Genomic DNA, 26,308 nt, shown 5'->3' on the forward strand with positions numbered 1-26,308 from the left:
ATGAAAAATCAGTGAAAATGGAAAGTGTTCAGCAGTATAAAGTAGATAGAGAACCGCAGGAAACATTGGCAATGGATCCAATGAAATTCATTCTGTGGCTGTTTTTGGTTAGTATTATCATGTTATTTGCTTCTCAATCAAGTGCTTATTTGGTGAGAAGAGCCGAGGGGAACTGGTTGGAATTCTCAATGCCAACGATTTTCTGGTATAGCACAGGCGTTCTTTTAATGAGCAGCACAGCTATGCAATGGGCGTTTTATTCGGCAAAAAAAGATCAGTTCAAACAATTGAAAATAGCAATTTCTATTACTTTTGTACTTGGTCTGGCGTTCCTTTGGATGCAATTTGAAGGATGGAAACAGCTGGTTGCCATGAATGTTTATTTCGTTGGAAACCCGTCTGGTTCGTTTTTTTATGTGTTCACAGGATTACACGGTTTTCACATCATCAGCGGATTAATCGTGTTGCTTTATTCTTTGACGGCGGCGTTCAAGTTGAAAGTGCACTCGAAGAATTTGAGACGCATTCAGATCTGTGCCAGTTACTGGCATTTTCTAGATTTACTTTGGTTATACCTTTTTGTTTTTTTATTGACTTTTAATTAATACTTTTTCAATGGCTGCAAATGTAACAACACCTGGCGCGGTAGAACCCAAAATGTGGATGGGGGGAATTGAGCCTATGAGAGCTAGTTATGGTAAACTGATGATGTGGTTTTTCCTTATCTCGGATACCTTTACTTTCTCAGCCCTGCTCGTTGCCTACGGTACAGCAAGGTTCGCCTTTCCGGCATTTTCCGGAAACGTGGATGACTTTACATTTTCAAACATGTATTGGCCAATTCCGGAAAAGGTGTACGAGGCGGTGCCTTTCCTTCACGGAATTTCTCTTCCCCTGGTCTTTGTAGGGATCATGACATTCATCCTGATCGCGAGTAGTGTGACGATGGTTCTTGCAGTAGAAGCAGGTCACCGTATGGACCGTGCCAATGTTGAAAAATATATGCTTTGGACAATCCTTGGCGGATTTACTTTCCTGGGCTGCCAGGCTTGGGAATGGGCTCACTTTATCCATGGAACGGATACAGGAAGTGTAATGAAAGTTATTGAAAACGGAGTTTGGGTGGATAAGACAATATTTGGGGCGAACCTTACGGAAAACCAGTATGGTCCTCCTGCATTTGCTGACTTCTTTTTCTTTATCACGGGTTTCCACGGAACGCACGTATTCAGTGGCGTGATCCTGAACATTCTGATCTTCTTCCGTACTGCCACAGGTTTTTATGATAAGAGGGGAAGCTACGAAATGGTCGAGAAAGTTGGACTTTACTGGCACTTTGTAGACTTAGTGTGGGTATTCGTATTTACATTCTTTTATCTGGTTTAAATCATCCAATAATACTAATTCCTAATCAAATGTCGGAAGTACACCATATTCATAACCAGGATCCAAACGCAGGTGCTGAGCAACGTAAAGCAATCTGGAAAACCTTTTGGATTCTCCTTATCCTGACTGCCGTAGAATTCCTTATCGCATTCACGGTTCCTCACGGAATATTGAAGGTCACCATTTTCATCGTGATGACGATTGTTAAGGCGTTCTATATCGTGGGTGAATTCATGCACTTAAAGCATGAAACGAAGTCACTGATCTGGTCGATCCTGGTTCCCGTTATCTTCGTAGCCTGGTTAATTTTGGCGCTTATGTTAGAAGGTAATGCGATTTTTGAAGCCATATTCGATTAAATAATACGCATGAAGAATTTTCCCAAGGCCGGATTACTGATCGTAACATTAGTAATACCGGCTTTGATTTTTGTACTCCTCAGACTTTTCGCAACCAATCATTACGATCTTCCCTATTTCAACCCGGAGATTAGTAACGATGGAAAGGTGGTGATAGCAAATAGAGATACTGTTTTTCGCAAGCAGTCAAAGGTGCAACTGTCATCGGGAAGTTTTGATATTGCAAACCAAATTACGGTAATCAGTTTTTTGCCAAAAAATTGCGCGGATAGTTGCCAGCTTGTGCTGTCAAACCTGAAAAGGATCTTTGATATGCGCAGCGAGACCAATAATCTCACTATTAAGACGCTTACAGAGGATAGTTTAGCCACTTCCTCAACCTATCCGATTGAGTTGGGTAAGGAGGGATGGGAAACTTGGAAAGCTTCAATAATGGACGCCGAGCGTTTGTTGGCGTTGCCATCTTCGCAAGATACCTCTGAGCTTTATCCGATCGAAAGCAGGTTAATGTTGATAGATAGCAGAGGCTACACCAGAGGTTACTACAATGGGATGGATCCCGAGGAGATTGATCGCCTGATGGCGGAAATAAAGATTTTAAATTACGAGAATAAAGCAAGTGCTGATAAATAGTTATGGCTTCATTAGTATTAGAAAAGAAACCCAAATACGAACGCATTATCAACATTCTCGCCATTGTGATCCCGATTGCGGTTGCGGCGTTGTTAGGCATTCGGCAGAAAGTTGAGTTAGGAGCATGGACGAAGGTTCTGCCTCATGTTATCGGGGTAATTAACACGCTGACGGCGGTGTTTTTGATTGCAGGGTTTTATTTTGTCAAAAACAATAACATTAGTGGGCACCGCAAGGCGATGACAGGTGCATTTTTGTTGGGAGCTGTATTTTTGGTTTGTTATATTTTATATCACATTTCAAATCAATCTACACCTTTTGGTGGTGAAGGAGTTGTGCGGCCGATCTATTACTTTTTATTGATTTCGCACATTACCTTGTCTATTGTAGTCGTTTGGTTTGTGTTGCGTGCGGTGTATTTTGGTTATACTAATCAAATTATTGAACACAGAAAGGCTGTGAAATGGGCTTTTCCTATCTGGCTTTACGTGAGTATCAGTGGTGTTGTGGTTTACCTGATGATTAGTCCTTATTATGTATGAAAAACTTTAAGATCATATTCGGTTTTGTAATGCTGTTTGTTCTCTCAGGCGTCGATACCTGGGCGCAATGTGCGATGTGCCGCGGTTCTGTGGAAAGTTCTATGGGAAATGGCAGGAACAATGTAGGAGTCGGGCTTAACACCGGCATTATGTTTCTATTCGTAATGCCTTATTTATTAGTTGGGATAATTGGCTACCTATGGTATCGCAATAGCAAAAAGAATTTACAGGAACGCCAGTTCATCGCTTCCCGTGTGAAGCAGGCTTATCAAGGCTAGGACTTAGGATAATGATATGATAAGCGAGGCAAAATGCTTCGCTTTTTTTATGTCCAATCTGAATGCATAAATAATGTTATCAAAGGGCGTAGAAAAGCGTTTCAGTGTCTTTAATGAGAAAACTGGGATTATGCGACTGTTAATTTTACTCATATTGCTTCTGAATAGTGCCTTAGCAAATGCACAAACAATTTCAACTTCAAAACCCTGGACTTTCTGGTGGTGGATGGGCAGTGCGGTGAATGAGAAAGACATTACGGCTCAATTAGAATACTTTCAAAAATCAGGAGTAGGTGGCGTACACATTATCCCCATTTATCAGGTTAAGGGTTACGAGTCACAATCCGTTCCGTTTTTGACGCCAAAGTGGTTGGATCTGATGCAGTATACAGTGCGCGAAGGCAAGCGGCTGGGACTGGGTGTCGATATGACGACAGGAACCGGCTGGCCATTTGGCGGTCCCAATGTTTCTCCAGAGCTCGGGGCGAAGCAAATGCTGGTTAAAAATGGAGCTATCGCCATTGAACCCACAAAACAAAGAGTAAAACGTGCGGCGCCAGGTGGAGAAGGATTGGTCCTCGATCCGTTTCATGCCACCGCAATGCTACGCTATCTTACAAGGTTCGATTCTGCGTTTGCTAATAGAAAAGATTTGCCGCGTTCCATGTACAATGATTCCTATGAGGCATATGGAGCCAACTGGACCGACGATTTTTTGCAGGAATTTAAAAAAAGACGCGGTTATGAACTGGGTGAAAATCTGGCTTTACTGACTGATTCAACTGGAAAGGCCGGCTCAGATCTTGTCCGGATCGATTACCATCAAACATTATCGGAGTTACTGAGAGAGCGCTATGCCAAGCCCTGGACCGATTGGAGCACAAATCACGGTTTTCTGACCAGATATCAGGCGCATGGTTCGCCCGGAAACCTGCTCGACTTGTACGACACCGCCGACATTCCGGAAACTGAATCTTTTGGAACCAGCCGTTTTTCAATTCCCGGATTACGCATTGATCCTGACTATTCCATCGACCAGTTTGGGACACCTGATCCGTTGGCAATGAAATTTGCCTCATCGGCAGCACATTTTTCTGGCAAGAAGCTTGTCAGTTCCGAAACCGGAACATGGCTTGCCAATCATTTCAAAGTTTCGCTGTCGCAGGTCAAGCCGCAAATTGATGAGCTTTTTACCGCCGGCATTAACCACATTTTTTATCATGGGAGCACTTATTCACCTGCTCAGGAGCCATTTCCGGGTTGGTTATTTTACGCTTCCACGAACTTTGGATCGACCTCACATTTCGCTCAACACTTTTCCCTGCTAAATAAATACGTACAACGCTGCCAGGAGCTGCTTCAAAACACTAAATCGGACAATGATGTGCTGGTATATTTTCCGATACATGACCTTTGGGCAACCAAAGCGAAGTCTTCCGGCAATGTGCATTTACTGGAAGTGCATCACGTGGATCGATGGCTGCTGGACCTGCCTTTTGGTAAGCTTGCACAGCAACTTTGGAAAAAGGGTTTTGGATTTGACTACGTTTCGGATTTGCAATTGAGCCGTTTAAAGCTGGATAGTAATGGTAATCTTACCAGCGGAAACGCAATTTATAAATCCATAATCATACCCTCAAGCACCTATATGCCCGGGGAAACATTAAAAGAACTACAACGACTCGCCGGGAACGGAGCAAAGATCATATTCCAAAACCACATGCCGGAAAAAGCAACCGGTTACGCTGTCGAGACTGAAAGGCAAAACAGCTTTGAGAATGAGTTAGTAATGCTGAAAAAAGAAAGGAATGTCCGCATTTCGAATGATTTTGAAAAAGAATTGGTGGCAAGCGGAGCACTTCGGGAATCGTTTGCAGATAATGGGTTGACATTTATCCGTAAAAAAACACAAGACAACAAACGACTTTACTTTGTCAGTAACTTGGCTGATAAGTTTAAGGAAGGTTGGATTAAGGTTAGCAATGTCGGCGGGTTTGAAAAATTTGATGCACTGGATGAAAATGCAACCTGGAAGTCAGTTCCGCGAAATGGAGATGCGATTTATTTAAAGCTTTTGCCAGGACAATCATGTTTTTTACGAGAAACAGCAAAAAATACACGCACAGAGAAAGCGAACATTGCCGATAAGCAATTTGAAATAAAAGGTAATTGGAATCTGAAATTTCTAAAAGGCCGGCCTTCAATTCCAGTCACCGCCAATCTGAACGAACTCAAAACCTGGACAAGCCTGCCTGATTCCGCAATTTTCTTCTCAGGGACAGCCAGATACGAAATTCACTTCGATTGTCCTGCCAATTTGATGAACACTGACGCTAAAATCCTGGACCTTGGTGATGTGCGAGAAGTGGCCACCGTAAAACTGAATGGTAAGCCCATAGGAACAGCTTGGAGCATTCCTTTCCAATTGGGTTTTACAGATAAGCTTAAATCAAAGGATAACGTGCTTGAAATTGAGGTTACCAATCTTTCAGGCAACTATATGCGCCTGAGGGACACGCAAAAGCCCGATTGGAAAAAATTTCATGACATTAACATTGTCGATATCACTTATAAAAAGTTTGACGCGACAAAATGGGAGCCTATGCCATCAGGTTTACTGGGACCAGTGAAAATCCTTTTCCACTAATACTACTCCCAAAGCGGGTAATGTTCAAGCTGGATTTGCCTGCCAAAGAATATGTTTGTCGATTGTTCAAAGGACAGCGTGTAGTCGGACACGTAAAATGCGCGCTTGCCATCTCCCTTTTCATTGACCAGATAATGTTGTTCGAGCCAGGATTTTAGTGAAAAAGCCACGATCTCGGATGTGTCGAGGATTTCTACATTGCTTTTATAAAATTCGCCGATCTGGTTTTTGATCAGCGGATAATGCGTGCAGCCAAGAATCAATGCTTCAATATCTGTCAGCGAAGGATCAGACAAATAACTGGTTATAATGCTTTCACTAATGTTATTATCAAAAAAACCTTCTTCAATCATGGGCGCCAGCAAAGGAGTAGCCAGTGATTTTAACTGAATATTTTTACCCAAAGCATCCACTTTCTTTTTATATACATTAGAAAGGACCGTTTGCTTTGTTCCGATCAGGCCGATCGTCTTGCCGTCATAATGTTCCTTAATGTAATCCACCACCGGATCAATTACATTCAAAACCTTCGCCTTACTACCCACATATTCCCGCACCAGCTCATAAGCCGCCGCAGAAGCCGAGTTGCAGGCAATGAGGATAAGCTTGCAATTTTGCTGCAGAAGCATGTTGCAAATTTTGATAGAATAAGCTTGAATTGCCGCCTGAGACTTATCGCCGTAGGGAAGGTGCGCCGTGTCGCCAAAATAAATTGTATTCTCTTGCGGCAGAAGCCTGGTAACTGCACTGGCAACGGTCATCCCGCCAATGCCACTATCAAAAATCCCAATCGGCGCCGAAGAATCAAACATAATGGAAGAAGTAAATCTTTTTGACTAAGAATATTTGGTCCAAAACTAAAGGAACGGTTTGAATAACTTTTCAAAAATTAGACCTATTCAGAAATTTTTTGGAAATGCATGCAACCCGACGATGTGGAATGCGCATCTTGCTATTGAAACCACCAAATGAATGGGTCGACTTTTATCACTTTTCAGTAACGAAGCACAGCTGCTCAAAGCACTTAGGAAGGAAGATCCTAAGGCTCAGCGACAGTTGTACGATAAATACAGCGCTCGCATGCTGGCTTTATGTTTTCGTTATATCTGTGATGACATGGCGGCTGAGGATGTGATGGTTGAAGGTTTTATAAGAGTGTTTGCCAAAATAGAGCAGTTCAGCGAAGAAGGCAGTTTTGAAGGCTGGATCCGTCGGATTATGGTAAATGAGGCGCTGGGTTATTTAAGAAAACAAAAACGAATCCTCGAAGACACGCTGTCAGAAGAGGCTAATAACATTCCGGATTATGCACACGCTGATCAAAATCTGGAAACGCAGGAATTGTTGCAATTGATTGAGTCGCTGCCAACAGGATATAGGACGGTTTTCAATTTATATGCCATTGAAGGTTATCCGCACATTGAAATTGCGCAAATGCTTGGCATAACAGAAAGCACATCCAAGTCGCAGTTGCACCGGGCAAGGGCAATGCTGCAAAAAATGGTGGCGGATTGGGAAAATGATTTTAAAAAAAAAGTAGTATATGAAAAAGCATCCGGTTGATGATCTTTTCAAGCGCAGGCTTTCGGAGTTCGAAAAAAAGCCATCTGCCGCTGCCTGGGAAAAAATTCAGACAAGCACAAAAAAAGAGCGCAGGCTTGCGGGTTGGGTCTGGTATGCCGCAGCGAGCGTTGTCATCACGCTTGTAGCAGGTTATATCGTTTGGAATAGTGAGCGCTCCAATATTGAAACGATTGGTAAGGAGGAGAAAATCGCAGTTATTTCTAAACAAACGGAAATAGCAAAGGAAAGGGAAATCGTTCAGGAACATCAAGTTGAAAAGATTCCGGTTCCTGCTAAGGAGATTCAAGTTTCTTCTGAGGACATTGCGTTAAATGAGAAGAAAAAGCCATTACAGCATCCAGGTAATGCAAGGCCAAATGCGAAGGAACCGATTTCTATTGATAAGCCCATTCAGAGCATTGAACCTCAAAACCTGGCAATAAATGATGTTGAATTAGAGAAAGAGCCTGTTGCTAAGTTGCCGGCGATCGAGAAAAGTGCCCCGATAGCAGAAGAAGTTTTAGCGGCTAAGATCACGCCAACGCCTGTTGAACAGACCAGGATTGTTGTAGTCGCCGTGGAGACCAGTGATCAGGATGAGGATAAACCCAAGTCTTCTAAATTTTCAAAAGTATTTCGTCAGCTAAAAAATGCGAGAGCGGGCGAGCGCGTGGATTGGGAAGAAGTGGGTTTTAATCCAAAAAGCCTCGTTGCGAAAGTAGACGACCGTTTGCGCAACGGAGAAGAAAAAGTGTCGGAAAAGTATCATAACCTCAAAGACAAAACAAAACTTTAAAATCACAGCCATGAAACTGAAATTATATATTGCCGGCCTATTCCTTGTTTTTGGAATGAATGTGTATGCAGGCGCTCTGAAACCTGCACAACAAAATACCCCACAGGAGAAAGATTCAATTATCGTGACCTTTGGCGACAGGACAAGACTCATTATCTATGGAGAAGACCGCAAGGAACTAGAAAAGATCATGAAGTATGACCTGAACACATTGTTGAAAGACTTGAAAATCAGGCTTGACAGCACCGATGCAGACACCACTTATTTGCGGGAGGAGATTAATGGCAGCAAATATTTGAAAGATAAATCGAATGACGAGGATTATGTAAGAATTGGCCTGCGAGGAATCCATATTAAAAATGGGGACACAGAAGTCAAAATTAATGCGAAGGGAGTCGAGGTGGAGGACGAGGATGATGACAACGATAAATCAGATTCAAATTACAGGCGCACGGGCAAGCGTTTCTATCGATCGGGCGGTGGATCCAGTCCACGAAAAGGGTTCAATATTGCATTAGGCCTCAATACTTACGGTACAAATGAAACGACGCCAGGCTTCTCCAAGGACGACTATGACCTTAAACCATTTGGGTCCCGATATATCAGCTTAGGCTACATTGCGAGTACAACCATTGCAAAAGGTAAAAATGCGCGCCTTCACCTTGATTTTGGGGTTGATTTCTCTTGGTACAATTTGATGTTCGATGGGAATAATACAGTTGCGAAAGATTCGCTTCAAATTAGTTTTCCACTTGTTACCAATGAAAACGGCGAAGAGATTGAGATGAAAAAGAGCAAGCTCACTGTTCCTTACGTAAACATTTCATTCATGCCGACGCTTAGTTTCTCCCGATCATTCATTTCCTATATTAGCGCAGGCGTTTACGGAGGTTACCGGTTAGGCAGCTACACCAAGTTAAGACGTGAGGGAAGTAAGGATGTAGACCATGTCAGAAAAAACTTTTACATTGAAGATCTGAGATATGGCCTGTCCGCAGAGCTAGGAATCAGAAACTTCCCCGATTTCTTTGTCAACTATGATTTCAATAATCTCTATCAGGATGGCAAAGGACCGTCTGTAAGGATGCTTAGTTTTGGGGTAAGGTTATTTTAAAAGAGTTCAAATGTGCGTAATAGCGGTTTAAAACAATGTATTTTGTTTGAGCCGCTATTTTTCTTTATTTTTTTTTCAAAAGAATTTGAGAATTTAAGAAAAGGGCTTAATTTTGCGACTCCAAAAAGTGAGACAAGCGGTTTTCACGGTTGTGTTGAAATGTTGATTGGGGGTGTACCAGAGCGGCCAAATGGGGCAGACTGTAAATCTGCTGGTGTATGCCTACGGTGGTTCGAATCCATCCGCCCCCACAGTTAATGCCACAATGTGCTTCTGAAATTACCAGTTTAGAAGCAGGCAAAAACAAATGCGGAAGTAGCTCAGCTGGTAGAGCGATAGCCTTCCAAGCTATAGGTCGCGAGTTCGAACCTCGTCTTCCGCTCATTTAAAACACCATCGAAGCGATTAGCGAAAACATTCATTAGATACTTTTTCGCTAATCGCTTTTTGGTTGTAATCGGTTTTCTGCTTTTGTAGCTCAGGGGTAGAGCACTTCCTTGGTAAGGAAGAGGTCAGGGGTTCAAATCCCCTCAAAAGCTCGGAAGATGAGAAGTTGAGTAGGGCACTTCCTTGGTAAGGAAGAGGTCAGGGCCTGGCGGCCGGTGCCGTTCAAATCCCCTCAAAAGCTCGGTAAAGATTTTGATCCTTGTATTTAGTTAAATTGATTTTGGGGTGCTTGGCTAGTGTAAGCTAAACAGGATCAATCATTAGTGTTTAATAAATTGTAACTTTTAATTTTAAGCGTACTTAAGTCATGGCAAAAGAGACGTTTGACCGCTCGAAACCCCACGTAAATATTGGTACTATCGGGCACGTTGACCACGGTAAAACTACCCTTACTGCTGCTATCACAACTGTGTTGGCGAAAAAGGGTTTAGCAGTACTTCGCGATTTCTCATCAATTGATAATGCTCCTGAAGAGAAAGAGCGTGGTATTACGATTAACACATCCCACGTTGAGTATTCGACAGCAAACCGTCACTATGCTCACGTTGACTGTCCAGGTCACGCGGATTATGTAAAGAACATGGTAACTGGTGCTGCTCAGATGGACGGCGCTATCATCGTAGTTGCTGCTACTGATGGACCAATGCCACAAACTCGTGAGCACATTCTTTTGGCTCGCCAGGTTGGTGTTCCTCAGCTTGTTGTGTTCATGAACAAAGTGGATATGGTTGATGATCCAGAACTTCTTGAACTTGTTGAAATGGAAATCCGTGAGCTTTTAAGCTTCTACGATTACGATGGAGACAACATTCCTGTAATCCAAGGTTCTGCTTTGGGTGGTTTGAATGGCGAAGAAAAATGGGTTAAAACGATCGAAGAATTGATGGACGCTGTTGACAGCTACATTCCAATTCCTCCACGTATGACTGATCTTCCTTTCCTTATGCCTGTTGAAGACGTATTCTCGATCACTGGTCGTGGTACTGTTGCAACTGGTCGTATCGAAAGAGGAGTAATCAACTCTGGTGAAGCAGTTGATATCCTAGGAATGGGTGCAGAAGGTCTTAAATCAGTAGTAACTGGTGTTGAGATGTTCCGTAAGATCCTTGACCGTGGAGAAGCTGGTGATAACGTAGGTCTTTTGCTTCGTGGTATCAACAAAGAAGATATCCGTCGTGGAATGGTAATCTGCAAGCCAGGTTCAGTTAAGCCTCACGCTGCATTCAAAGGCGAGGTTTATGTACTTTCGAAAGAAGAAGGTGGACGTCACACTCCATTCTTTAACAAATACCGTCCTCAGTTTTACTTCCGTACCACGGACGTAACAGGTGAAATTTCTCTGCCAGCTGGTGTTGAAATGGTTATGCCTGGTGATAACATCACAATTGATGTGAAATTGATCAACAAGATTGCTATGGAAAAAGGTCTTCGTTTCGCGATTCGTGAAGGTGGACGTACCGTAGGTGCTGGTCAGGTAACTGAAATTCTTGACTAATCAAGATTAGCATATTAAAACAAGTGCATTTCTTATGAGATGCACTTGTTTTTTATAATTAAATCGTATCTTTGCAGCCCGAAAGTACCGGGTCGTTCGATAAACGGGTGTAGTTCAAGGGTAGAATAGCGGTCTCCAAAACCGTTGATGGGAGTTCGAATCTCTCCACCCGTGCATATTAAAAGGAAAAATGGAAAAATTTACTTCTTTTTTGAAAGCTTCCTGGGAAGAAATCACCCAGCACGTAACATGGCCTCCTTTTAACGAGCTTCAGGCTAATACGACACTAGTGCTTGTCGGTTCCCTCATTTTTGCCTTCGTTGTAGGCATTATGGACTTTGTCTTTGAGAATGCACTGAATCTGTTTTATCAGTCTTTCTAAGGCTATTTTTATTATAGTGGCAACCCCCGGAATGGTATGAGTAGTCTAAATTGGTTTGTATTGAGAGCGGTGTCTGGACAAGAGAAGAAAATCAAGTCCTACATTGAAAATGAAATCGCTCGGCAGAAACTGGATGAATTCGTTCCGCAGATCCTGATACCTTCTGAGAAGATATATGAAATGCGTAACGGTAAGAAAAGGGTTAGAGAAAAAAACTTCTTTCCTGGTTACATTATCATTTCAGCGGATTTGTCAAAAGGAGAGGTTTTGCACATTATAACCAGTATTCCTGGTGTTATAGGCTTCCTCGGAAGTGCAGAAGGCAACTCAAAAGTTCCTGTGCCGCTTCGTCAATCTGAGATCAACCGGATTTTAGGTAAAGTAGACGAAGCTGAGCAGCACGAAGAAGCACCAAGCATGTCATTTATCAGAGGGGAAACTGTCAAAGTTGTAGACGGTCCTTTCAGCGGATTTATAGGCGTGGTTGAAGAAGTATTCGATGAGAAGAAAAAACTCAATGTAGTTGTAAAAATATTCGGGCGTAATACACCCGTGGAACTCAGTTACGCACAAGTAGAAAAGGATAGTTGAAAGAGTAACGGGCAGGGTAAGCTTCCACTTGCATGTTAAGCCGTTAAACGATCAATGAACCGACAAATTACAAAACAATGGCAAAAGAAATAGGTGGATACGTCAAACTACAGGTAAAAGGTGGCCAAGCCAACCCTTCACCTCCAATCGGTCCTGCACTAGGATCGAAAGGTTTGAATATCATGGAGTTTTGCAAGCAATTCAATGGCCGTACCCAAGATAAAATGGGTGTGGTATTGCCGGTAGTTATTACATACTATAAGGATAAGTCTTTTGACTTCGTCATTAAGACCCCCCCGGCCGCGATTCTGCTTCTGGAAGCATCAAAAGTAAAGACAGGTTCGGCTCAGCCAAACCGTTTGAAAGTAGGTTCGGTATCATGGGATCAGGTTCGTACGATCGCTGAGACTAAAATGCCAGACTTAAACTGCTTTACAATTGATTCTGCTATGAAAATGATTGCGGGAACGGCTCGTAGTATGGGTATTACTGTAGCAGGCAAAGCCCCGTGGGAAGAAAACAACTGAGCGTAGAAATTTTTATACGCTGAAAGAAACAAAGAACATGGGAAAACTAACCAAAAAGCAAAAAGAAGCTCTTTCGAAATTCGACGCGAATCAAGTTTATTCTCTTGAACAAGCAGCGGACGTCCTTAAGACGATTTCTTATACCAAATTTGATTCTTCCGTGGATATCGACGTTCGTTTGGGCGTAGATCCTCGTAAAGCAGATCAGATGGTACGTGGCGTGGTAACATTGCCACACGGAACCGGAAAGGAAGTGCGTGTATTGGTTTTGTGTACTCCAGATAAGGAGGCAGAAGCGAAAGAAGCAGGAGCAGATTTTGTTGGTCTTGATGAATATATCCAAAAGATAGAACAAGGCTGGACAGACATCGACGTAATTATCACAATGCCGAGTGTGATGGCAAAAGTGGGACGGTTAGGTAAGGTTTTAGGTCCTCGCGGATTGATGCCAAACCCTAAATCAGGAACGGTAACGCCGGACGTAGCGAAAGCTGTGAAGGAAGTAAAAGCAGGTAAGATTGATTTCAAAGTTGATAAAACAGGAATCATTCATGCAAGTGTTGGTAAAGTTTCTTTTGGAAACGAGCAGCTTGTACAAAATGCTACAGAAGTTATCAATACTCTGGTTCGCCTTAAACCATCATCGGCAAAAGGAACTTACGTAAAAAGCATTCACTTGTCAAGCACGATGAGCCCGGGTGTTACTATTGATAAAAACACGATTCCAGGATTATAATATGACACGGGAAGAGAAAGCAGTAATTATAGACGAGTTAAGTCAAAAATTCGCTAGCACCCCATACTTCTATATCACCAGCGCAAACGGAATGTCTGTCGGTGAAACAAACCAGCTAAGAGGCCTTTGCTTCGAACGCGGTGTGGAGTATCGTGTTGTTAAGAATACATTGATTAAGAAAGCACTAGAAACATTAGATACGGATTATTCCTCTTTTGACGAAGTTTTGAAAGGATTTTCCGGAGTTATGTTTCACCCGGAGTCAGGTAAGGTTCCTGCACAATTGATTAAGGAATTCAAGAAGAAATCAGGCACAGACAAGCTTAAATTCAAAGGAGCTTCTGTTGATTCATCTGTTTTCGTTGGCGAAAGCCAGCTTGACGTTCTGATCGCTCTGAAATCAAAACAAGAAATGATTGGAGAGATTATCGGATTGTTGCAATCGCCTGCTAAGAATGTTATCGGCGCCCTACAAAGCGGTGGAAACAAATTGGCTGGTATTTTGAAGACCTTGTCTGAGAAAGAAGACTAATATTAATAGCCAGGCTGAGCTCTCCGGGACAAAAAATGGAGCTTTTAAAATCATCTTATTGTATAATCAAAAAATCTAAATAAAAATGGCAGATTTGAAAGCTTTCGCAGAACAGCTTGTTAACCTTACGGTTAAAGAAGTGAACGAATTGGCTACAATTCTTAAAGACGAGTACGGTATTGAGCCTGCAGCGGCTGGTGCGGTAATGGTAGCAGGTCCTGCTGCTGGTGGTGGTTCTGATGCTCCTGCAGCAGAGGAGAAAACATCTTTTGATGTTATCTTGAAAGCAGCTGGTGCAAGCAAACTAGCTGTTGTGAAATTGGTTAAAGACCTTACTGGTCTTGGCTTGAAAGAAGCGAAAGAACTAGTTGACGGCGCTCCTAAGCCTGTTAAAGAAGGAGTTGCAAAAGACGAAGCAGAAGCTTTGAAAAAACAACTTGAAGAAGCAGGTGCAGAAGTTGAAGTGAAGTAATTTGCTTTATACCAATAGCCTATAATTCTAGGGAATGAGGCCTGATTTACGTCAGGTCTTTTTCCTATTTATGTGTATACCAAACGAAAAATAATTTTTTTGCGTTTGTACTTAGATAGCCCATTATTAATTCGGGGTTTATCATTCTTCTTTTCAAATAATTTGCGCGAAACACTTCTTTACTCGTAGGAAAGGAGAATAGGGGCAGTTATTTATCTCTACGAGGCAATAGATTAGGTTTAAAACTAATTATTACGATTGCGGCGCGTAAAGGTTACTCCGGCGCATTAGTTTTTCTACTAACCCAAATCAAACATAGCCTTGGCTACAATTAAAGCAACAACACCTAGAAAAAACTTTTCAAGGATCAATCAGATTATCGATTATCCGGATTTGTTAGGAATCCAGGTTCAATCATTCCGGGATTTCTTCAGTCTTGATACATCGGTTGAAGATCGTTCGGGAGAAGGATTGTACAAAGTTTTCGCTGAAAACTTTCCTATTGCCGATTCACGCGACAATTTCGTGCTGGAGTTCATTGATTATCTCCTTGAACCACCGAAATATTCTGTCGATGAATCCATTGATCGCGGACTGACTTATGCAGTGCCGCTGAAAGCAAAATTACGTTTAATTTGTAATGATGCTGATCACGAAGAATTTGAAACCATTGAGCAGGAGGTTTTCTTAGGAAACATTCCTTACATGACCGAAAGAGGTTCTTTCGTAATCAATGGTGCTGAGCGCGTTATCGTTTCACAACTTCACCGCTCACCAGGTGTGTTCTTCTCAATGAGCAAGCACACCAACGGTTCTAAATTGTACTCTGCGCGTATTATTCCTTTCAAGGGTTCTTGGATTGAATTCTCGACAGATGTTAACAATGTGATGTACGCGTACATCGACCGTAAGAAAAAATTCCCGGTTACAACATTGCTTCGTGCCATCGGTTTTGGATCTGATAAAGATATCCTTGACCTTTTTGGATTGTCAGAAGAAATCAGTGCAACACCAACAAACTTGAAAAAAGCTGTTGGCCGTCGCTTGGCTGCAAGGGTTTTGAGAACCTGGACAGAAGATTTCGTTGACGAGGATACTGGCGAGGTGGTTTCTATTCAACGTAACGAAGTGTTACTTGAACGTGATTCGACTATTTCTGCTGAGGACATTGAAGTAATCGTGGAATCAGGTCAGAAATCTGTCATCCTGCATAAAGAAGATATGAATGTTGCGGATTATAACATTATTTATAATACGCTTCAAAAAGATAGCTCAAACTCTGATAAAGAGGCAGTTGAGCAAATTTACCGCCAATTGCGTAATGCTGAGGCACCGGACGAACAAACTGCTCGCGATGTTATCCAGAGCTTGTTCTTCAGTGACAAACGTTATGACCTTGGTGATGTTGGTCGTTACAGGATTAACAAAAAATTAGGTTCTGACACAAGTTTGGACGTTCGCGTTCTTACAACCGGCGATATCGTTTCCATCGTGAAGTATCTGATCGGCTTGATCAATGCGAAAGCGGTTGTCGATGATATTGACCATTTGTCAAACCGTCGCGTGCGTACAGTAGGCGAGCAGCTCTATGCTCAGTTTGGTGTAGGTCTTGCGCGTATGGCGCGTACTATTAAGGAGCGTATGAACGTGCGTGATAATGAAGATTTCAAGCCGGTTGATCTGATCAATGCGCGGACCTTGTCTTCTGTTATCAACTCATTCTTTGGTACAAACCAATTATCACAGTTTATGGATCAAACGAATCCATTGGCTGAGATTACCCACAAGCGTAGAATGTCGGCACTTGGGCCAGGTGGTCTTTCTCGCGAAAGAGCTGGTTTCGAGGTTCGTGACGTTCACTACACGCACTACGGTCGTCTTTGTACGATTGAAACACCGGAAGGTCCGAACATTGGTTTGATTTCATCACTTTGCGTTTTCGCAAAAGTGAACGGAATGGGCTTTATCGAAACGCCATATCGTGTAATCGACGGCGCTGGTAAGCTGACTGATGAGCTTATATATATGACTGCCGAGGAAGAAGATTCCAAATACATTGCACAAGCAAATGCCTCTGTGGATGACAAAGGAAACTTTACGGTAGAAAAAATTAAGACGCGTTTTGAAGGTGACTTCCCGATGGTGGATCCTTCACAAGCATCGTTCATGGACGTTGCTGCGAACCAGATCGTTTCGGTTGCTGCTTCATTGATTCCTTTCTTGGAACATGATGATGCGAACCGTGCCTTGATGGGATCCAACATGCAGCGCCAAGGTGTTCCATTGTTGCGTCCACAAGCGCCAATCGTTGGAACAGGTCTTGAAAAGCGTGTTGCAATGGATTCAAGAGCATTAGTTGTTGCAGAAGGCGACGGTGTCATTGAATTTGTAGATGCTAAGAAAATCGTTGTTAAATACGATAGAACAGATGATGAGCGCCTTGTAAGCTTCATTGAAGACAGCGTTTCTTACGATCTTGTTAAATTCCGTCGTACCAACCAGGACACTTGCCTTAACCTTCAACCAATGGTTCTTAAAGGCCAAAAGGTGAAGAAAGGAGAAGCACTTTGCCAGGGATATGGAACAGAAGGTGGTGAACTTGCTTTGGGCCGTAACCTTTTGGTTGCGTTCATGCCTTGGCAGGGATACAACTTCGAGGATGCGATTGTAATCTCGGAGAAAGTGGTTCGTGAAGATATCTTTACTTCTATTCACATTGAAGAATTTGAATTGGAAGTGCGTGATACAAAACGCGGAGAAGAAGAACTTACAGCTGAGATTCCAAACGTAAGTGAGGAAACTGTTAAGAATCTTGATGAGAATGGTATTGTTCAGGTTGGTACAGAAGTTAAAGAAGGAGATATTTTAATTGGTAAGATCACTCCAAAAGGAGAATCGGATCCAACTCCGGAAGAAAAACTGCTTCGTGCGATCTTTGGTGATAAAGCTGGTGATGTGAAGGATGCTTCTAAGAAAGCACCGCCATCGATGAAGGGTGTGGTTATCGACACTAAACTTTTCTCTCGCCCTACCAAAGAAGAGCGTGCTAAACACAAAGATGAGCTTCGCTTATTGATGAAAAAATATGGCCGTGAGCTTACAGCGCTTCGTGGTCGTATTATTGAGAAGTTGGTTGCATTGGTTGACGGTAAAACCAGCCAGGGTGTTAAGCATAAATTCGGTGATGAGTTAGTAAGCAAAGGAATGAAGTTCAATGTGAGAAATATCTCTGAGAACTTGTTCCCTGCAAATAACCCTTACCGCGATGAATCTCAGTATGCAGTTGCCGAAGAAGTTAACTTGATCGGTGACGTGTTAACGGATTCCTGGACTGAGGATTCAGAAACCAACTTGCAAGTTTCTTTGGTGTTGAAAAATTACCTGAACGCCCGTAGCGAATTGATGGGCCGTTTCAAACGTGATCGTTTCGCGCTTGAAGTAGGTGATGAGCTTCCAGCTGGAATCGTGAAGTTGGCAAAAGTATACATTGCCAAGAAACGTAAATTGAAAGTTGGGGATAAAATGGCAGGTCGTCACGGTAACAAAGGAGTTGTTGCGCGTATCGTTCGTGATGAAGATATGCCATTCCTTGAAGACGGAACACCAATGGATATCGTGTTGAACCCACTTGGGGTGCCTTCACGTATGAACATTGGTCAGATATATGAAACCATTCTTGCTTGGGCAGGTTTGAAACTAGGTCGTCGCTATGCTACTCCAATCTTCGATGGAGCTACGGAAGCAGAAGTTGCGGCTGAGTTGAAAGAAGCCGGATTGCCAGATTGGGGACGTACATTCCTTTATAATGGTTTGAGTGGAGAGCGCTTTGATCAGCAGATCACAGTTGGTTTGATGTATATGATGAAACTGGGTCACTTGGTTGACGATAAAATGCACGCGCGTTCTATCGGGCCATACTCACTCATTACACAGCAACCGCTTGGTGGTAAAGCACAATTCGGAGGTCAGCGTTTTGGAGAAATGGAAGTGTGGGCGCTTGAAGCATTCGGTGCATCTCACATTCTTCAGGAAATTCTTACGGTAAAATCTGATGACGTGGTGGGCCGTGCCAAAGCATATGAAGCAATCGTGAAAGGTGAAAACCTTCCGAAACCGAATATTCCGGAGTCATTCAACGTACTTGTTCACGAGCTTCGTGGATTAGCATTGGAGATTACACTGGACTAATATTTAGTCGTTGGCGCGGGAAACCGCGCCATAATGAAATCAATTGAGTTTCGACTAACAGACAAACGACTTTTTAATTATGTCTTTCAAAAAGAACAAAAAACTTAATAGTGATTTTTCCAGAATGACGATCAGTCTGGCTTCACCTGAGTCTATCCTTGAGAGCTCATTTGGTGAAGTAACCCAGCCTGAAACCATCAACTACCGGACTTACAAGCCGGAGATGGGCGGATTATTCTGCGAAAGGATCTTCGGTCCTGTGAAGGACTGGGAATGTCATTGTGGGAAATACAAACGTATCCGTTACAAAGGAATCATCTGCGACCGTTGCGGTGTAGAGGTTACTGAGAAAAAGGTGCGTCGCGAGCGTATGGGCCACATTGAACTGGTGGTTCCAGTTGCGCACATCTGGTATTTCCGCAGCTTGCCGAACAAAATCGGTTACCTGCTGGGATTATCGACCAAGAAATTGGATCAAATCATTTATTACGAGCGATATGCAGTCGTTCAGCCTGGTGTTAAAGAAGAAGATGGCGTAGGTTATCTTGACTTCTTGACCGAAGATGAGTATCTGGATATCATTGACAAATTGCCTCGCGAAAACCAAATGCTTCCGGACACGGATCCAAATAAGTTTATCGCGAAAATGGGTGCTGATGCGCTTGAAATGCTTTTGAACAGAATTAAACTGGATGAGCTTTCATACGAACTTCGTCACCAGGCAGCAACGGACACTTCGCAGCAACGTAAAGCAGAAGCATTGAAGCGTCTGAAAGTTGTCGAAGCATTCCGTGATGCAAATACACGTATCGAAAACCGTCCTGAGTGGATGGTGATCAAGATGGTTCCGGTAATTCCACCAGAACTTCGTCCGCTTGTGCCTTTGGATGGTGGTCGTTTTGCGACTTCCGATTTGAATGACCTTTATCGTCGTGTTATTATTCGTAACAACCGTTTGAAGCGTCTGATCGAGATCAAAGCACCTGAGGTGATCTTGCGTAACGAAAAAAGGATGTTGCAGGAAGCGGTAGACTCGCTTTTCGATAACAGCCGTAAAGTAAACGCGGTGCGTTCAGAAGGTAACCGTGCATTGAAATCACTTTCTGACATGCTGAAAGGTAAGCAAGGACGTTTCCGTCAAAACTTGCTTGGTAAGCGTGTCGATTATTCTGGTCGTTCGGTAATCGTCGTTGGACCTGAATTGAAATTGCACGAATGCGGTTTGCCAAAAGATATGGCGGCAGAATTATTCAAGCCGTTCATTATCCGCAAGCTGATCGAGCGTGGAATTGTTAAAACTGTAAAATCAGCGAAGAAGATCGTAGATCGTAAGGATCCTGTGATCTGGGATATTTTGGAAAACGTTTTGAAAGGACACCCTGTTCTGCTTAACCGTGCTCCAACATTGCACCGTTTGGGTATCCAGGCATTCCAGCCTAAGCTGATCGAAGGAAAAGCGATCCAGTTGCACCCATTGGTTTGTACTGCATTCAACGCTGACTTTGACGGTGACCAGATGGCCGTTCACGTGCCATTGGGTCAAGAAGCCGTTTTGGAAGCTTCAATGTTGATGCTTTCGTCACATAACATTCTTAACCCTGCCAACGGTGCGCCAATTACGGTTCCATCACAAGACATGGTTTTGGGTCTGTATTATGTTACAAAAGGCCGCGTAAGCACAGATCATTATCCGATTATCGGAGAAGGAATGATCTTCTACGGTCCTGACGAAGTGATCATTGCCATCAACGAAGGCAAATTGTCAAAACATGCGAATATCAAATGCCGCCTGCGCGTTCGTAACGACGACGGAACATTTGAAACGAAAATGGTTGACACTGTTGCCGGACGTATCCTTTTCAATCAGGCTGTTCCTGAGGAAGTAGGTTACATTAATGAGTTGCTGACTAAGAAAAAATTGCAGCAGATCATCGGTTTGGTGTTCAAATTGGCTGGTGTTGCCCGTACAGCTCAGTTCCTGGATGAAATCAAAGAACTTGGTTTCCAGATGGCCTTCAAAGGCGGTTTGTCAATGGGATTGAACGACGTAATGGTGCCAGACGAAAAAGTGAAACTGATCGAGCAAGCGAAACTGGACGTGGAAAACGTTTGGAGCAACTACTTGATGGGTCTTATCACTGAAAACGAACGTTACAACCAAGTTATCGATATCTGGACTCGTGTTAACTCACGCATTACAGAAACGTTGATGAAGCAATTGGAAACTGACCAAGGCGGATTCAACTCAATTTATATGATGATGCACTCAGGTGCACGTGGTTCGCGCGAGCAAATCCGTCAGTTGGGTGGAATGAGGGGTCTTATGGCCAAGCCTCAGAAAAACATCGCGGGTGGTGCAGGTGAAATCATCGAGAACCCGATCCTTTCCAACTTTAAAGAAGGTTTGGACGTTCTTGAATACTTTATCTCAACACACGGTGCACGTAAAGGTCTTGCCGATACAGCCTTGAAAACGGCTGATGCGGGTTACCTGACACGTCGTCTGCATGACGTTGCACAGGATGTTGTTGTGATCGAAACAGACTGCGGATCCCTTCGTGGAATTGCAATCTCTGCTTTGAAAGACAACGAAGATATCGTTGAGCCGCTTTCTGAGCGTATTTTGGGTCGTGTAAGTGTTCACGATGTATTTGATCCTTTGTCTAACGAAATGATCTTGGCTTCCGGTCAGGAAATTACGGAAGAGATCGCTTCTTACATTGATGAGACGAGCATTGAAACAGTTGAAATCCGTTCGGTATTGACTTGCGAAACGCGTAATGGTGTTTGTGCGAAATGCTACGGACGTTCATTGGCATCTGCGCATATGGTTAACATTGGTGAAGCTGTGGGTGTAATTGCATCGCAGTCCATCGGTGAGCCGGGAACGCAGTTGACACTTCGTACATTCCACGTCGGTGGTACAGCTTCTAACATTTCTGTTGAAGCAAACATCAAGGCGAAATTCGACGGTGTAATTGGTTTTGAAGATCTTCGTCTTGTTCAGTCTGTTAACTCAGAAGGAGATGAAGTAACAGTAGTAATGGGTCGTTCAGGAGAGGTTAAAATTACTAATCCTGAAACAGGTCAATTGCTGATCTCAAACAACGTTCCTTATGGAGCACACCTTTTGGTAAAAGACGGTGAGAAGGTTCAGAAAGGACAAGAACTTTGTACTTGGGATCCATATCACGCAGTAATCCTTTCGGAATTCACCGGAGTAGTATCTTTCGATGCAATTGAAGAAGGCATTACATATCGTGAAGAATTTGATGAGCAAACTGGTTTCCAGGAATCTGTGATCATTGAAACACGTGATAAAACCAAAAACCCGGCTATCGTGGTAAAAGGTAAGTCTACGTTGTTGAAAGATCAGACAGAAAAAGGTTATAACCTTCCTGTTGGAGCACGTTTGGTGGTGAAAGCCGGAACGAACATTAAGGCAGGTCAGCCATTGGCGAAAATCCCACGTGTAGTTGGTAAAACACGCGACATTACGGGAGGTTTGCCACGTGTAACTGAACTTTTCGAAGCTCGTAACCCGTCTAACCCAGCAACTGTTTCTGAAATCGATGGTGTAGTTTCTTATGGAGGTGTGAAACGCGGTAACCGTGAAATTCATATCGAATCAAGAGACGGAACACAACGTCGTTACATGGTTGCCCTTTCGAAACACATTCTGGTTCAGGATGGTGACTTCGTAAGAGCAGGAGATCCATTATCCGACGGAGCGATCACACCAGCTGATATCCTTTCTATCAAAGGACCAACAGCGGTTCAGGAATATCTTGTAAATGAAATTCAGGAAGTATACCGTCTGCAAGGTGTGAAGATCAACGATAAGCATATCGAATGTATCGTACGCCAAATGATGCAGAAAGTAGAGATCCTGGATGCAGGTGATACCAACTTCCTTGAAATGCAACCGGTTGACCGTGTTGTGTTCCGTGAAGAAAATGATAAGATCCTGGATTTGAAAGTGATTGAAGACGCTGGTAGCTCTGAGACTCTGAAGCCGGGTATGATCGTTTCAGTTCGTCGTTTGCGTGATGAAAATTCAAGCTTGAAACGTCGTGACTTGAAACTGGTTACTGCGCGTGATGCGCAGGCAGCTGTTGCGAAACCTACTTTGATGGGTATCACACAAGCTTCATTGGGTACTGAAAGTTTCGTTTCTGCGGCCTCGTTCCAGGAAACAACCAAAGTATTGAGCGAAGCGGCTGTTCGTGGAAAACGCGACGAACTGAAAGGCTTGAAAGAAAACGTGATCGTCGGTCACTTGATCCCAGCCGGAACAGGAATGCGTCAATACGAAAGCCTGATCGTTGGATCAAAAGAAGAGTTCGATGCTTTGACTGAATCTCGTGAGAAGCTTTCTCGCAAGAAAAAGGAATTAGTATAGGCCAATTCAAGTAAAATAAAAAGAGCCGGTTCTGCGATGTGGAACCGGCTTTTTGCTGTTTTAATACTAAATTTTAGTAATTTCCGCAGAGATAATCATTTGCTGCCAAGCACTGTAATGCCAATAAAACCAACCGATGGAAGATAACACAAAAGAAAACGAACAGCAGATCAATGTAGAATTGTCAGAGGAAATGGCCGAAGGAGTTTATTCCAACTTGGCGATGATCGCACATTCAAACAGCGAGTTTATCCTTGATTTTATTCGCTTAATGCCTGGCGTTCCCCGCGCAAAAGTAAAGGCACGGATCATTATCACGCCGGAACACGCAAAACGCCTCATCGCAGCATTACAGGACAATATTCAAAAATACGAAGACCAATACGGCCAGATCCAAAGCTCACAGGATAACGAGCCATCATTTAATTTTCCAATCAGTTTCGGAGGGCCAGGCGGCGAAGCATAAGCATTTCATTGCAGCATTTATTGACTTATTCTGATAAGCGATTTAACTTTAAGTTGCTTACAGTCACCATCCTTTTGACATTTTTTGTAACTTCGGTATCTGCATCAGGAACAATCATTTCCGAACCCAATCAATTCACCATGGCGTTATTTAAACTTTCAATTAACAACCGCGCTTACGATGCGGATGTGGAGCGGGACACTCCGCTTTTGTGGGTGCTCCGCGATAATCTCGGACTTGTAGGCACCAAATACGGCTGCGGGATTGCACAATGTGGTGCATGCACCGTTCACATAGATGGTAAAGCGGTGCGCTCTTGCGTGCTGCCCGTTTCAGCTGTTGGAAAAGCAAAAGTGACCACCATTGAAGGACTTTCAGAGAAAGGCGATCATCCGGTTCAGCAGGCCTGGGACGAGGTGGACGTGGCACAATGCGGTTACTGTCAGGCTGGCCAGATTATGACGGCTGCTGCATTGCTCAAAGAAAAACCAAAGCCTACCGAAGAAGAAATCGTCTCCACCATGAGCGGCAACATTTGCCGTTGCGGCACTTACCACCGCATTCGTGAAGCAGTGAAAGTAGCAGCATCCAAAACCAACTGACCATGCAGACATTAGAACAAACTTCGAGGCGCAATTTTATGAAAATTGCGGCCGCAGCAGGTGGTGGACTGTTTTTGGGTTTCCATTGGACCAACTCCACTGCGCTTCCTGTGGTTGTAGATGCGAAAAGCATTGCCGCCGGCTCGATAAATTTTAACAGTTATTTGTCAATTGGCACAGATAACATCATTACTATTGTCTCGCCTAACCCGGAAATCGGTCAAGGAATAAAAACAGCATTTCCAATGGTCGTTGCCGAAGAACTGGATGCGGATTGGAAACAGGTGAAAACCGTTCAGGGAAATCTGGATACAGGAATTTTTGAAAGGCAAGTTACTGGCGGAAGCGGCGCAGTGCCACATTCCTGGGAACGCCTGCGCAAAGCAGGAGCAACCGCTCGCTATCTTTTGATAGAGGCAGCCGCAACAAAATGGAATGTTCCCGCTGCTGAGCTAACCACTGAAAATGGTAAAGTCCTGCATAAAACCTCAGGTAAATCTGCCACATATGGCGAACTGGCAGAAGCAGCTTCGAAACTGACTGCACCAACGGAGATCAAATTAAAGAATGAAAAAGATTTCAAGCTGATCGGACAATCCGTTCGTAATGTTGATAACCATAATATAGCCACGGGCAAGCCACTTTTCGGACTTGATTTTTACAAGGAGGGAATGCTGTTCGCCTTGATCCAGCGGCCAAAAGCATTTGGATTAAAATTGAAATCGGTCGATTCCGCAGCAGCCAAGGCTATGCCCGGCATTGTGGATGTAGTAACATTTGAAAACAGCGTTGCCGTTGTGGGTAAATCAACCTGGCAGGTGAAAAAGGCCAAAGACGTTTTGAAAATCGAATATGAGAAAGCAGCAGAACTCGAAAGTACTGCCGATCATAATCGCATTTTTTCTCAGTTGATGGACAATGGCGAAGCAACCGTAAGGCGCAAAGACGGCGACGTGGATGCAGCATTCAAAAATGCTGCAAAAGTCATCAAAGCCGAGTATCAATGCCCGTTCCTGCCGCACAGCCCATTGGAACCCATGAACTTCTTTGCGCACGTGCGTGAGGACGGCGTAGAACTCGTGGGCCCGACGCAAACGCCCGAGCGCGCGCGTACGGAAGTATCGAAAATCACCGGCATAGCATCCGAAAAAATAACGGTCGAAATCACCCGTCAGGGCGGTGGATTTGGTCGGAGGCTTTCAGCAGACTTTGTAATTGAGGCCGCACACGTTTCCAAGCTCGTGAAAGCGCCGGTAAAAGTGGTGTGGACGCGGGAAGATGATATGACAGGCGGCACTTACCGCCCCGCAGTGCGTTACCGCTTCGAAGCCGCATTGGACAAAGACGGAACCATGATCGGTTATAAGCTGCGTGGTGTCGGCATGAACTCCGGAAATTCAACAAGGGAAGACAATTTCCCGTCCGGATCCGTAGACAACTTGCTAATAGACTCTGTTGAGCACAAATCCCCGATCACAACGGGTCCATGGCGTGCGCCAATTACCAATTTCCTGGCTTATGCAGAACAATCCTTCCTGGACGAAGTTGCTGAGGCAGCAGGCAAGGATCCGGTTGCATTCCGACTGGAATTGCTTGAAAAAGCGAAAAAGTCACCCGTTAATGCGGTTAAATATGATGTGGACAGAATGATCGCTGTGGTAAAAATGGCGGCTGAGAAAAGTAACTGGGGCAAAAAGAAAGGCGTTTACCAAGGATTCAGCGTTTATTTTTCTCACAGATCTTACGTAGCGCAAGTAGGTGAGATCGTCATGCAGAAAGGCAAGCCGGTTCTTAAAAATGTGATTGCAGCAGTCGATTGCGGCATTGTAATTAACCAAAGCGGATCTTTGCAGCAGGTTAGGGGCGGTGTTGTAGATGGCCTGGGCCACGCAATGTATGGTAACATGACATTCAAGGACGGCGCACCGGATCAGACCAACTTCAATGGTTTCCGCCTGATCAGGATGAACGAAATCCCGGAAGTGGATGTGCATTTTGTCAACAACGGCATATCTCCCACAGGTTTGGGCGAACCGGCATTGCCGCCTGCTGGCGCTGCTATGGCCAATGCCTTTTATAAAGCAACAAAACAGCGCTTGCGCAACCAGCCTTTTGTAAACGAGGAAGCTTTCAAAGGCATTTCTTAACCT

23 protein-coding genes and 4 tRNA genes are annotated in these 26,308 nt (G+C 43.7%); 26 read left to right on the plus strand and 1 reads right to left on the minus strand.

The annotated features are described in order from the left end of the window. Positions 1-17 precede the first annotated feature (17 nt). The 7 genes from NFI80_RS19980 (at position 18) to NFI80_RS20010 (ending at position 5,845) form a co-directional block, all read left to right on the plus strand. Complete coding sequence (locus NFI80_RS19980; RefSeq protein ID WP_235165973.1) at positions 18-605, plus strand: cytochrome c oxidase subunit 3; 588 nt, start codon at positions 18-20, stop codon at positions 603-605. Positions 606-615: 10 nt separating this feature from the next. After that, entirely contained in the window at positions 616-1,386 is a 771-nt protein-coding gene (locus NFI80_RS19985; protein WP_233799003.1) for a cytochrome c oxidase subunit 3, read from the plus strand. 29 nt (positions 1,387-1,415) lie between these two features. Beyond that, on the plus strand, positions 1,416-1,745 hold the full coding sequence (locus NFI80_RS19990; protein ID WP_026631765.1) for a cytochrome C oxidase subunit IV family protein: 330 nt from the start codon (positions 1,416-1,418) through the stop codon (positions 1,743-1,745). A 9-nt stretch (positions 1,746-1,754) separates the two neighbouring features. Continuing rightward, the gene (locus tag NFI80_RS19995; RefSeq protein ID WP_235165975.1) at positions 1,755-2,378 is read left to right on the plus strand and encodes a hypothetical protein; all 624 of its coding nucleotides are present in this window, start codon (positions 1,755-1,757) and stop codon (positions 2,376-2,378) included. 2 nt (positions 2,379-2,380) lie between these two features. Beyond that, entirely contained in the window at positions 2,381-2,920 is a 540-nt protein-coding gene (locus tag NFI80_RS20000) for a DUF420 domain-containing protein (protein WP_235165976.1), read from the plus strand. After that, on the plus strand, positions 2,917-3,198 hold the full coding sequence (locus NFI80_RS20005; protein WP_235165977.1) for a CAMCR motif-containing small membrane protein: 282 nt from the start codon (positions 2,917-2,919) through the stop codon (positions 3,196-3,198). Before NFI80_RS20000 ends, NFI80_RS20005 begins: the two co-directional genes overlap by 4 nt. Before the next feature lie 130 nt (positions 3,199-3,328). Further along, positions 3,329-5,845, plus strand: a complete 2,517-nt coding sequence (locus NFI80_RS20010; protein ID WP_235165978.1) for a glycosyl hydrolase — start codon at positions 3,329-3,331, stop codon at positions 5,843-5,845. A 2-nt stretch (positions 5,846-5,847) separates the two neighbouring features. Here NFI80_RS20010 and murI read toward each other — a convergent pair whose 3' ends face one another. Next, complete coding sequence (gene murI / locus NFI80_RS20015) at positions 5,848-6,657, minus strand: glutamate racemase (RefSeq protein ID WP_235165979.1); 810 nt, start codon at positions 6,655-6,657, stop codon at positions 5,848-5,850. Between the two features lie 160 nt (positions 6,658-6,817). Here murI and NFI80_RS20020 point away from each other — a divergent pair, with 160 nt between their 5' ends. The 19 genes from NFI80_RS20020 (at position 6,818) to NFI80_RS20110 (ending at position 26,305) form a co-directional block, all read left to right on the plus strand. Beyond that, on the plus strand, positions 6,818-7,408 hold the full coding sequence (locus tag NFI80_RS20020) for an RNA polymerase sigma factor (protein WP_235161101.1): 591 nt from the start codon (positions 6,818-6,820) through the stop codon (positions 7,406-7,408). After that, positions 7,389-8,204: a hypothetical protein gene (locus NFI80_RS20025; RefSeq protein ID WP_235165980.1), complete on the plus strand. Its 816-nt coding sequence runs from the start codon at positions 7,389-7,391 to the stop codon at positions 8,202-8,204. Before NFI80_RS20020 ends, NFI80_RS20025 begins: the two co-directional genes overlap by 20 nt. Before the next feature lie 10 nt (positions 8,205-8,214). Further along, a complete protein-coding gene (locus NFI80_RS20030; protein WP_235161103.1) occupies positions 8,215-9,318 on the plus strand; it encodes an outer membrane beta-barrel protein in 1,104 nt (367 codons plus the stop codon). A 168-nt stretch (positions 9,319-9,486) separates the two neighbouring features. Next, positions 9,487-9,569, plus strand: a tRNA-Tyr gene (locus NFI80_RS20035). A 58-nt stretch (positions 9,570-9,627) separates the two neighbouring features. Beyond that, positions 9,628-9,700: transfer RNA gene (locus NFI80_RS20040), tRNA-Gly, on the plus strand. Between the two features lie 85 nt (positions 9,701-9,785). Then, positions 9,786-9,857, plus strand: a tRNA-Thr gene (locus NFI80_RS20045). 215 nt (positions 9,858-10,072) lie between these two features. Then, positions 10,073-11,260 carry an elongation factor Tu gene (gene tuf / locus NFI80_RS20050; RefSeq protein WP_026631774.1) on the plus strand — a complete coding sequence of 396 codons (1,188 nt, stop codon included), beginning with the start codon at positions 10,073-10,075 and terminating at the stop codon, positions 11,258-11,260. Between the two features lie 103 nt (positions 11,261-11,363). Then, positions 11,364-11,434 (plus strand) — tRNA-Trp (locus NFI80_RS20055). Between the two features lie 16 nt (positions 11,435-11,450). Then, entirely contained in the window at positions 11,451-11,642 is a 192-nt protein-coding gene (secE, locus tag NFI80_RS20060) for a preprotein translocase subunit SecE (protein WP_026631775.1), read from the plus strand. A 36-nt stretch (positions 11,643-11,678) separates the two neighbouring features. Further along, positions 11,679-12,233 carry a transcription termination/antitermination protein NusG gene (gene nusG / locus NFI80_RS20065; RefSeq protein WP_026631776.1) on the plus strand — a complete coding sequence of 185 codons (555 nt, stop codon included), beginning with the start codon at positions 11,679-11,681 and terminating at the stop codon, positions 12,231-12,233. A 77-nt stretch (positions 12,234-12,310) separates the two neighbouring features. Beyond that, a complete protein-coding gene (gene rplK / locus NFI80_RS20070; RefSeq protein WP_026631777.1) occupies positions 12,311-12,760 on the plus strand; it encodes a 50S ribosomal protein L11 in 450 nt (149 codons plus the stop codon). A 37-nt stretch (positions 12,761-12,797) separates the two neighbouring features. Further along, positions 12,798-13,496, plus strand: coding sequence for a 50S ribosomal protein L1 (gene rplA / locus NFI80_RS20075; protein WP_233798995.1), 699 nt, complete (start codon positions 12,798-12,800; stop codon positions 13,494-13,496). Between the two features lies 1 nt (position 13,497). Then, the gene (rplJ, locus tag NFI80_RS20080; RefSeq protein ID WP_026631779.1) at positions 13,498-14,028 is read left to right on the plus strand and encodes a 50S ribosomal protein L10; all 531 of its coding nucleotides are present in this window, start codon (positions 13,498-13,500) and stop codon (positions 14,026-14,028) included. Between the two features lie 85 nt (positions 14,029-14,113). Next, entirely contained in the window at positions 14,114-14,500 is a 387-nt protein-coding gene (rplL, locus tag NFI80_RS20085; protein WP_026631780.1) for a 50S ribosomal protein L7/L12, read from the plus strand. A gap of 321 nt (positions 14,501-14,821) precedes the next feature. Continuing rightward, positions 14,822-18,688 (plus strand): DNA-directed RNA polymerase subunit beta, encoded by a 3,867-nt coding sequence (gene rpoB / locus NFI80_RS20090; protein WP_233798994.1) that lies wholly within the window; start codon positions 14,822-14,824, stop codon positions 18,686-18,688. Positions 18,689-18,767: 79 nt separating this feature from the next. Continuing rightward, positions 18,768-23,090, plus strand: a complete 4,323-nt coding sequence (gene rpoC / locus NFI80_RS20095) for a DNA-directed RNA polymerase subunit beta' (RefSeq protein ID WP_235165983.1) — start codon at positions 18,768-18,770, stop codon at positions 23,088-23,090. 136 nt (positions 23,091-23,226) lie between these two features. Next, a complete protein-coding gene (locus NFI80_RS20100; RefSeq protein WP_026631783.1) occupies positions 23,227-23,556 on the plus strand; it encodes a DUF3467 domain-containing protein in 330 nt (109 codons plus the stop codon). Positions 23,557-23,696: 140 nt separating this feature from the next. Next, positions 23,697-24,158, plus strand: a complete 462-nt coding sequence (locus tag NFI80_RS20105; RefSeq protein ID WP_233798992.1) for a (2Fe-2S)-binding protein — start codon at positions 23,697-23,699, stop codon at positions 24,156-24,158. A 2-nt stretch (positions 24,159-24,160) separates the two neighbouring features. Beyond that, complete coding sequence (locus NFI80_RS20110) at positions 24,161-26,305, plus strand: xanthine dehydrogenase family protein molybdopterin-binding subunit (RefSeq protein ID WP_235165987.1); 2,145 nt, start codon at positions 24,161-24,163, stop codon at positions 26,303-26,305. Positions 26,306-26,308: the final 3 nt, after the last annotated feature.

Source organism: Dyadobacter chenhuakuii, from assembly GCF_023821985.2.
In the GTDB taxonomy this organism is placed as follows: Bacteria; Bacteroidota; Bacteroidia; order Cytophagales; family Spirosomataceae; genus Dyadobacter; species Dyadobacter chenhuakuii.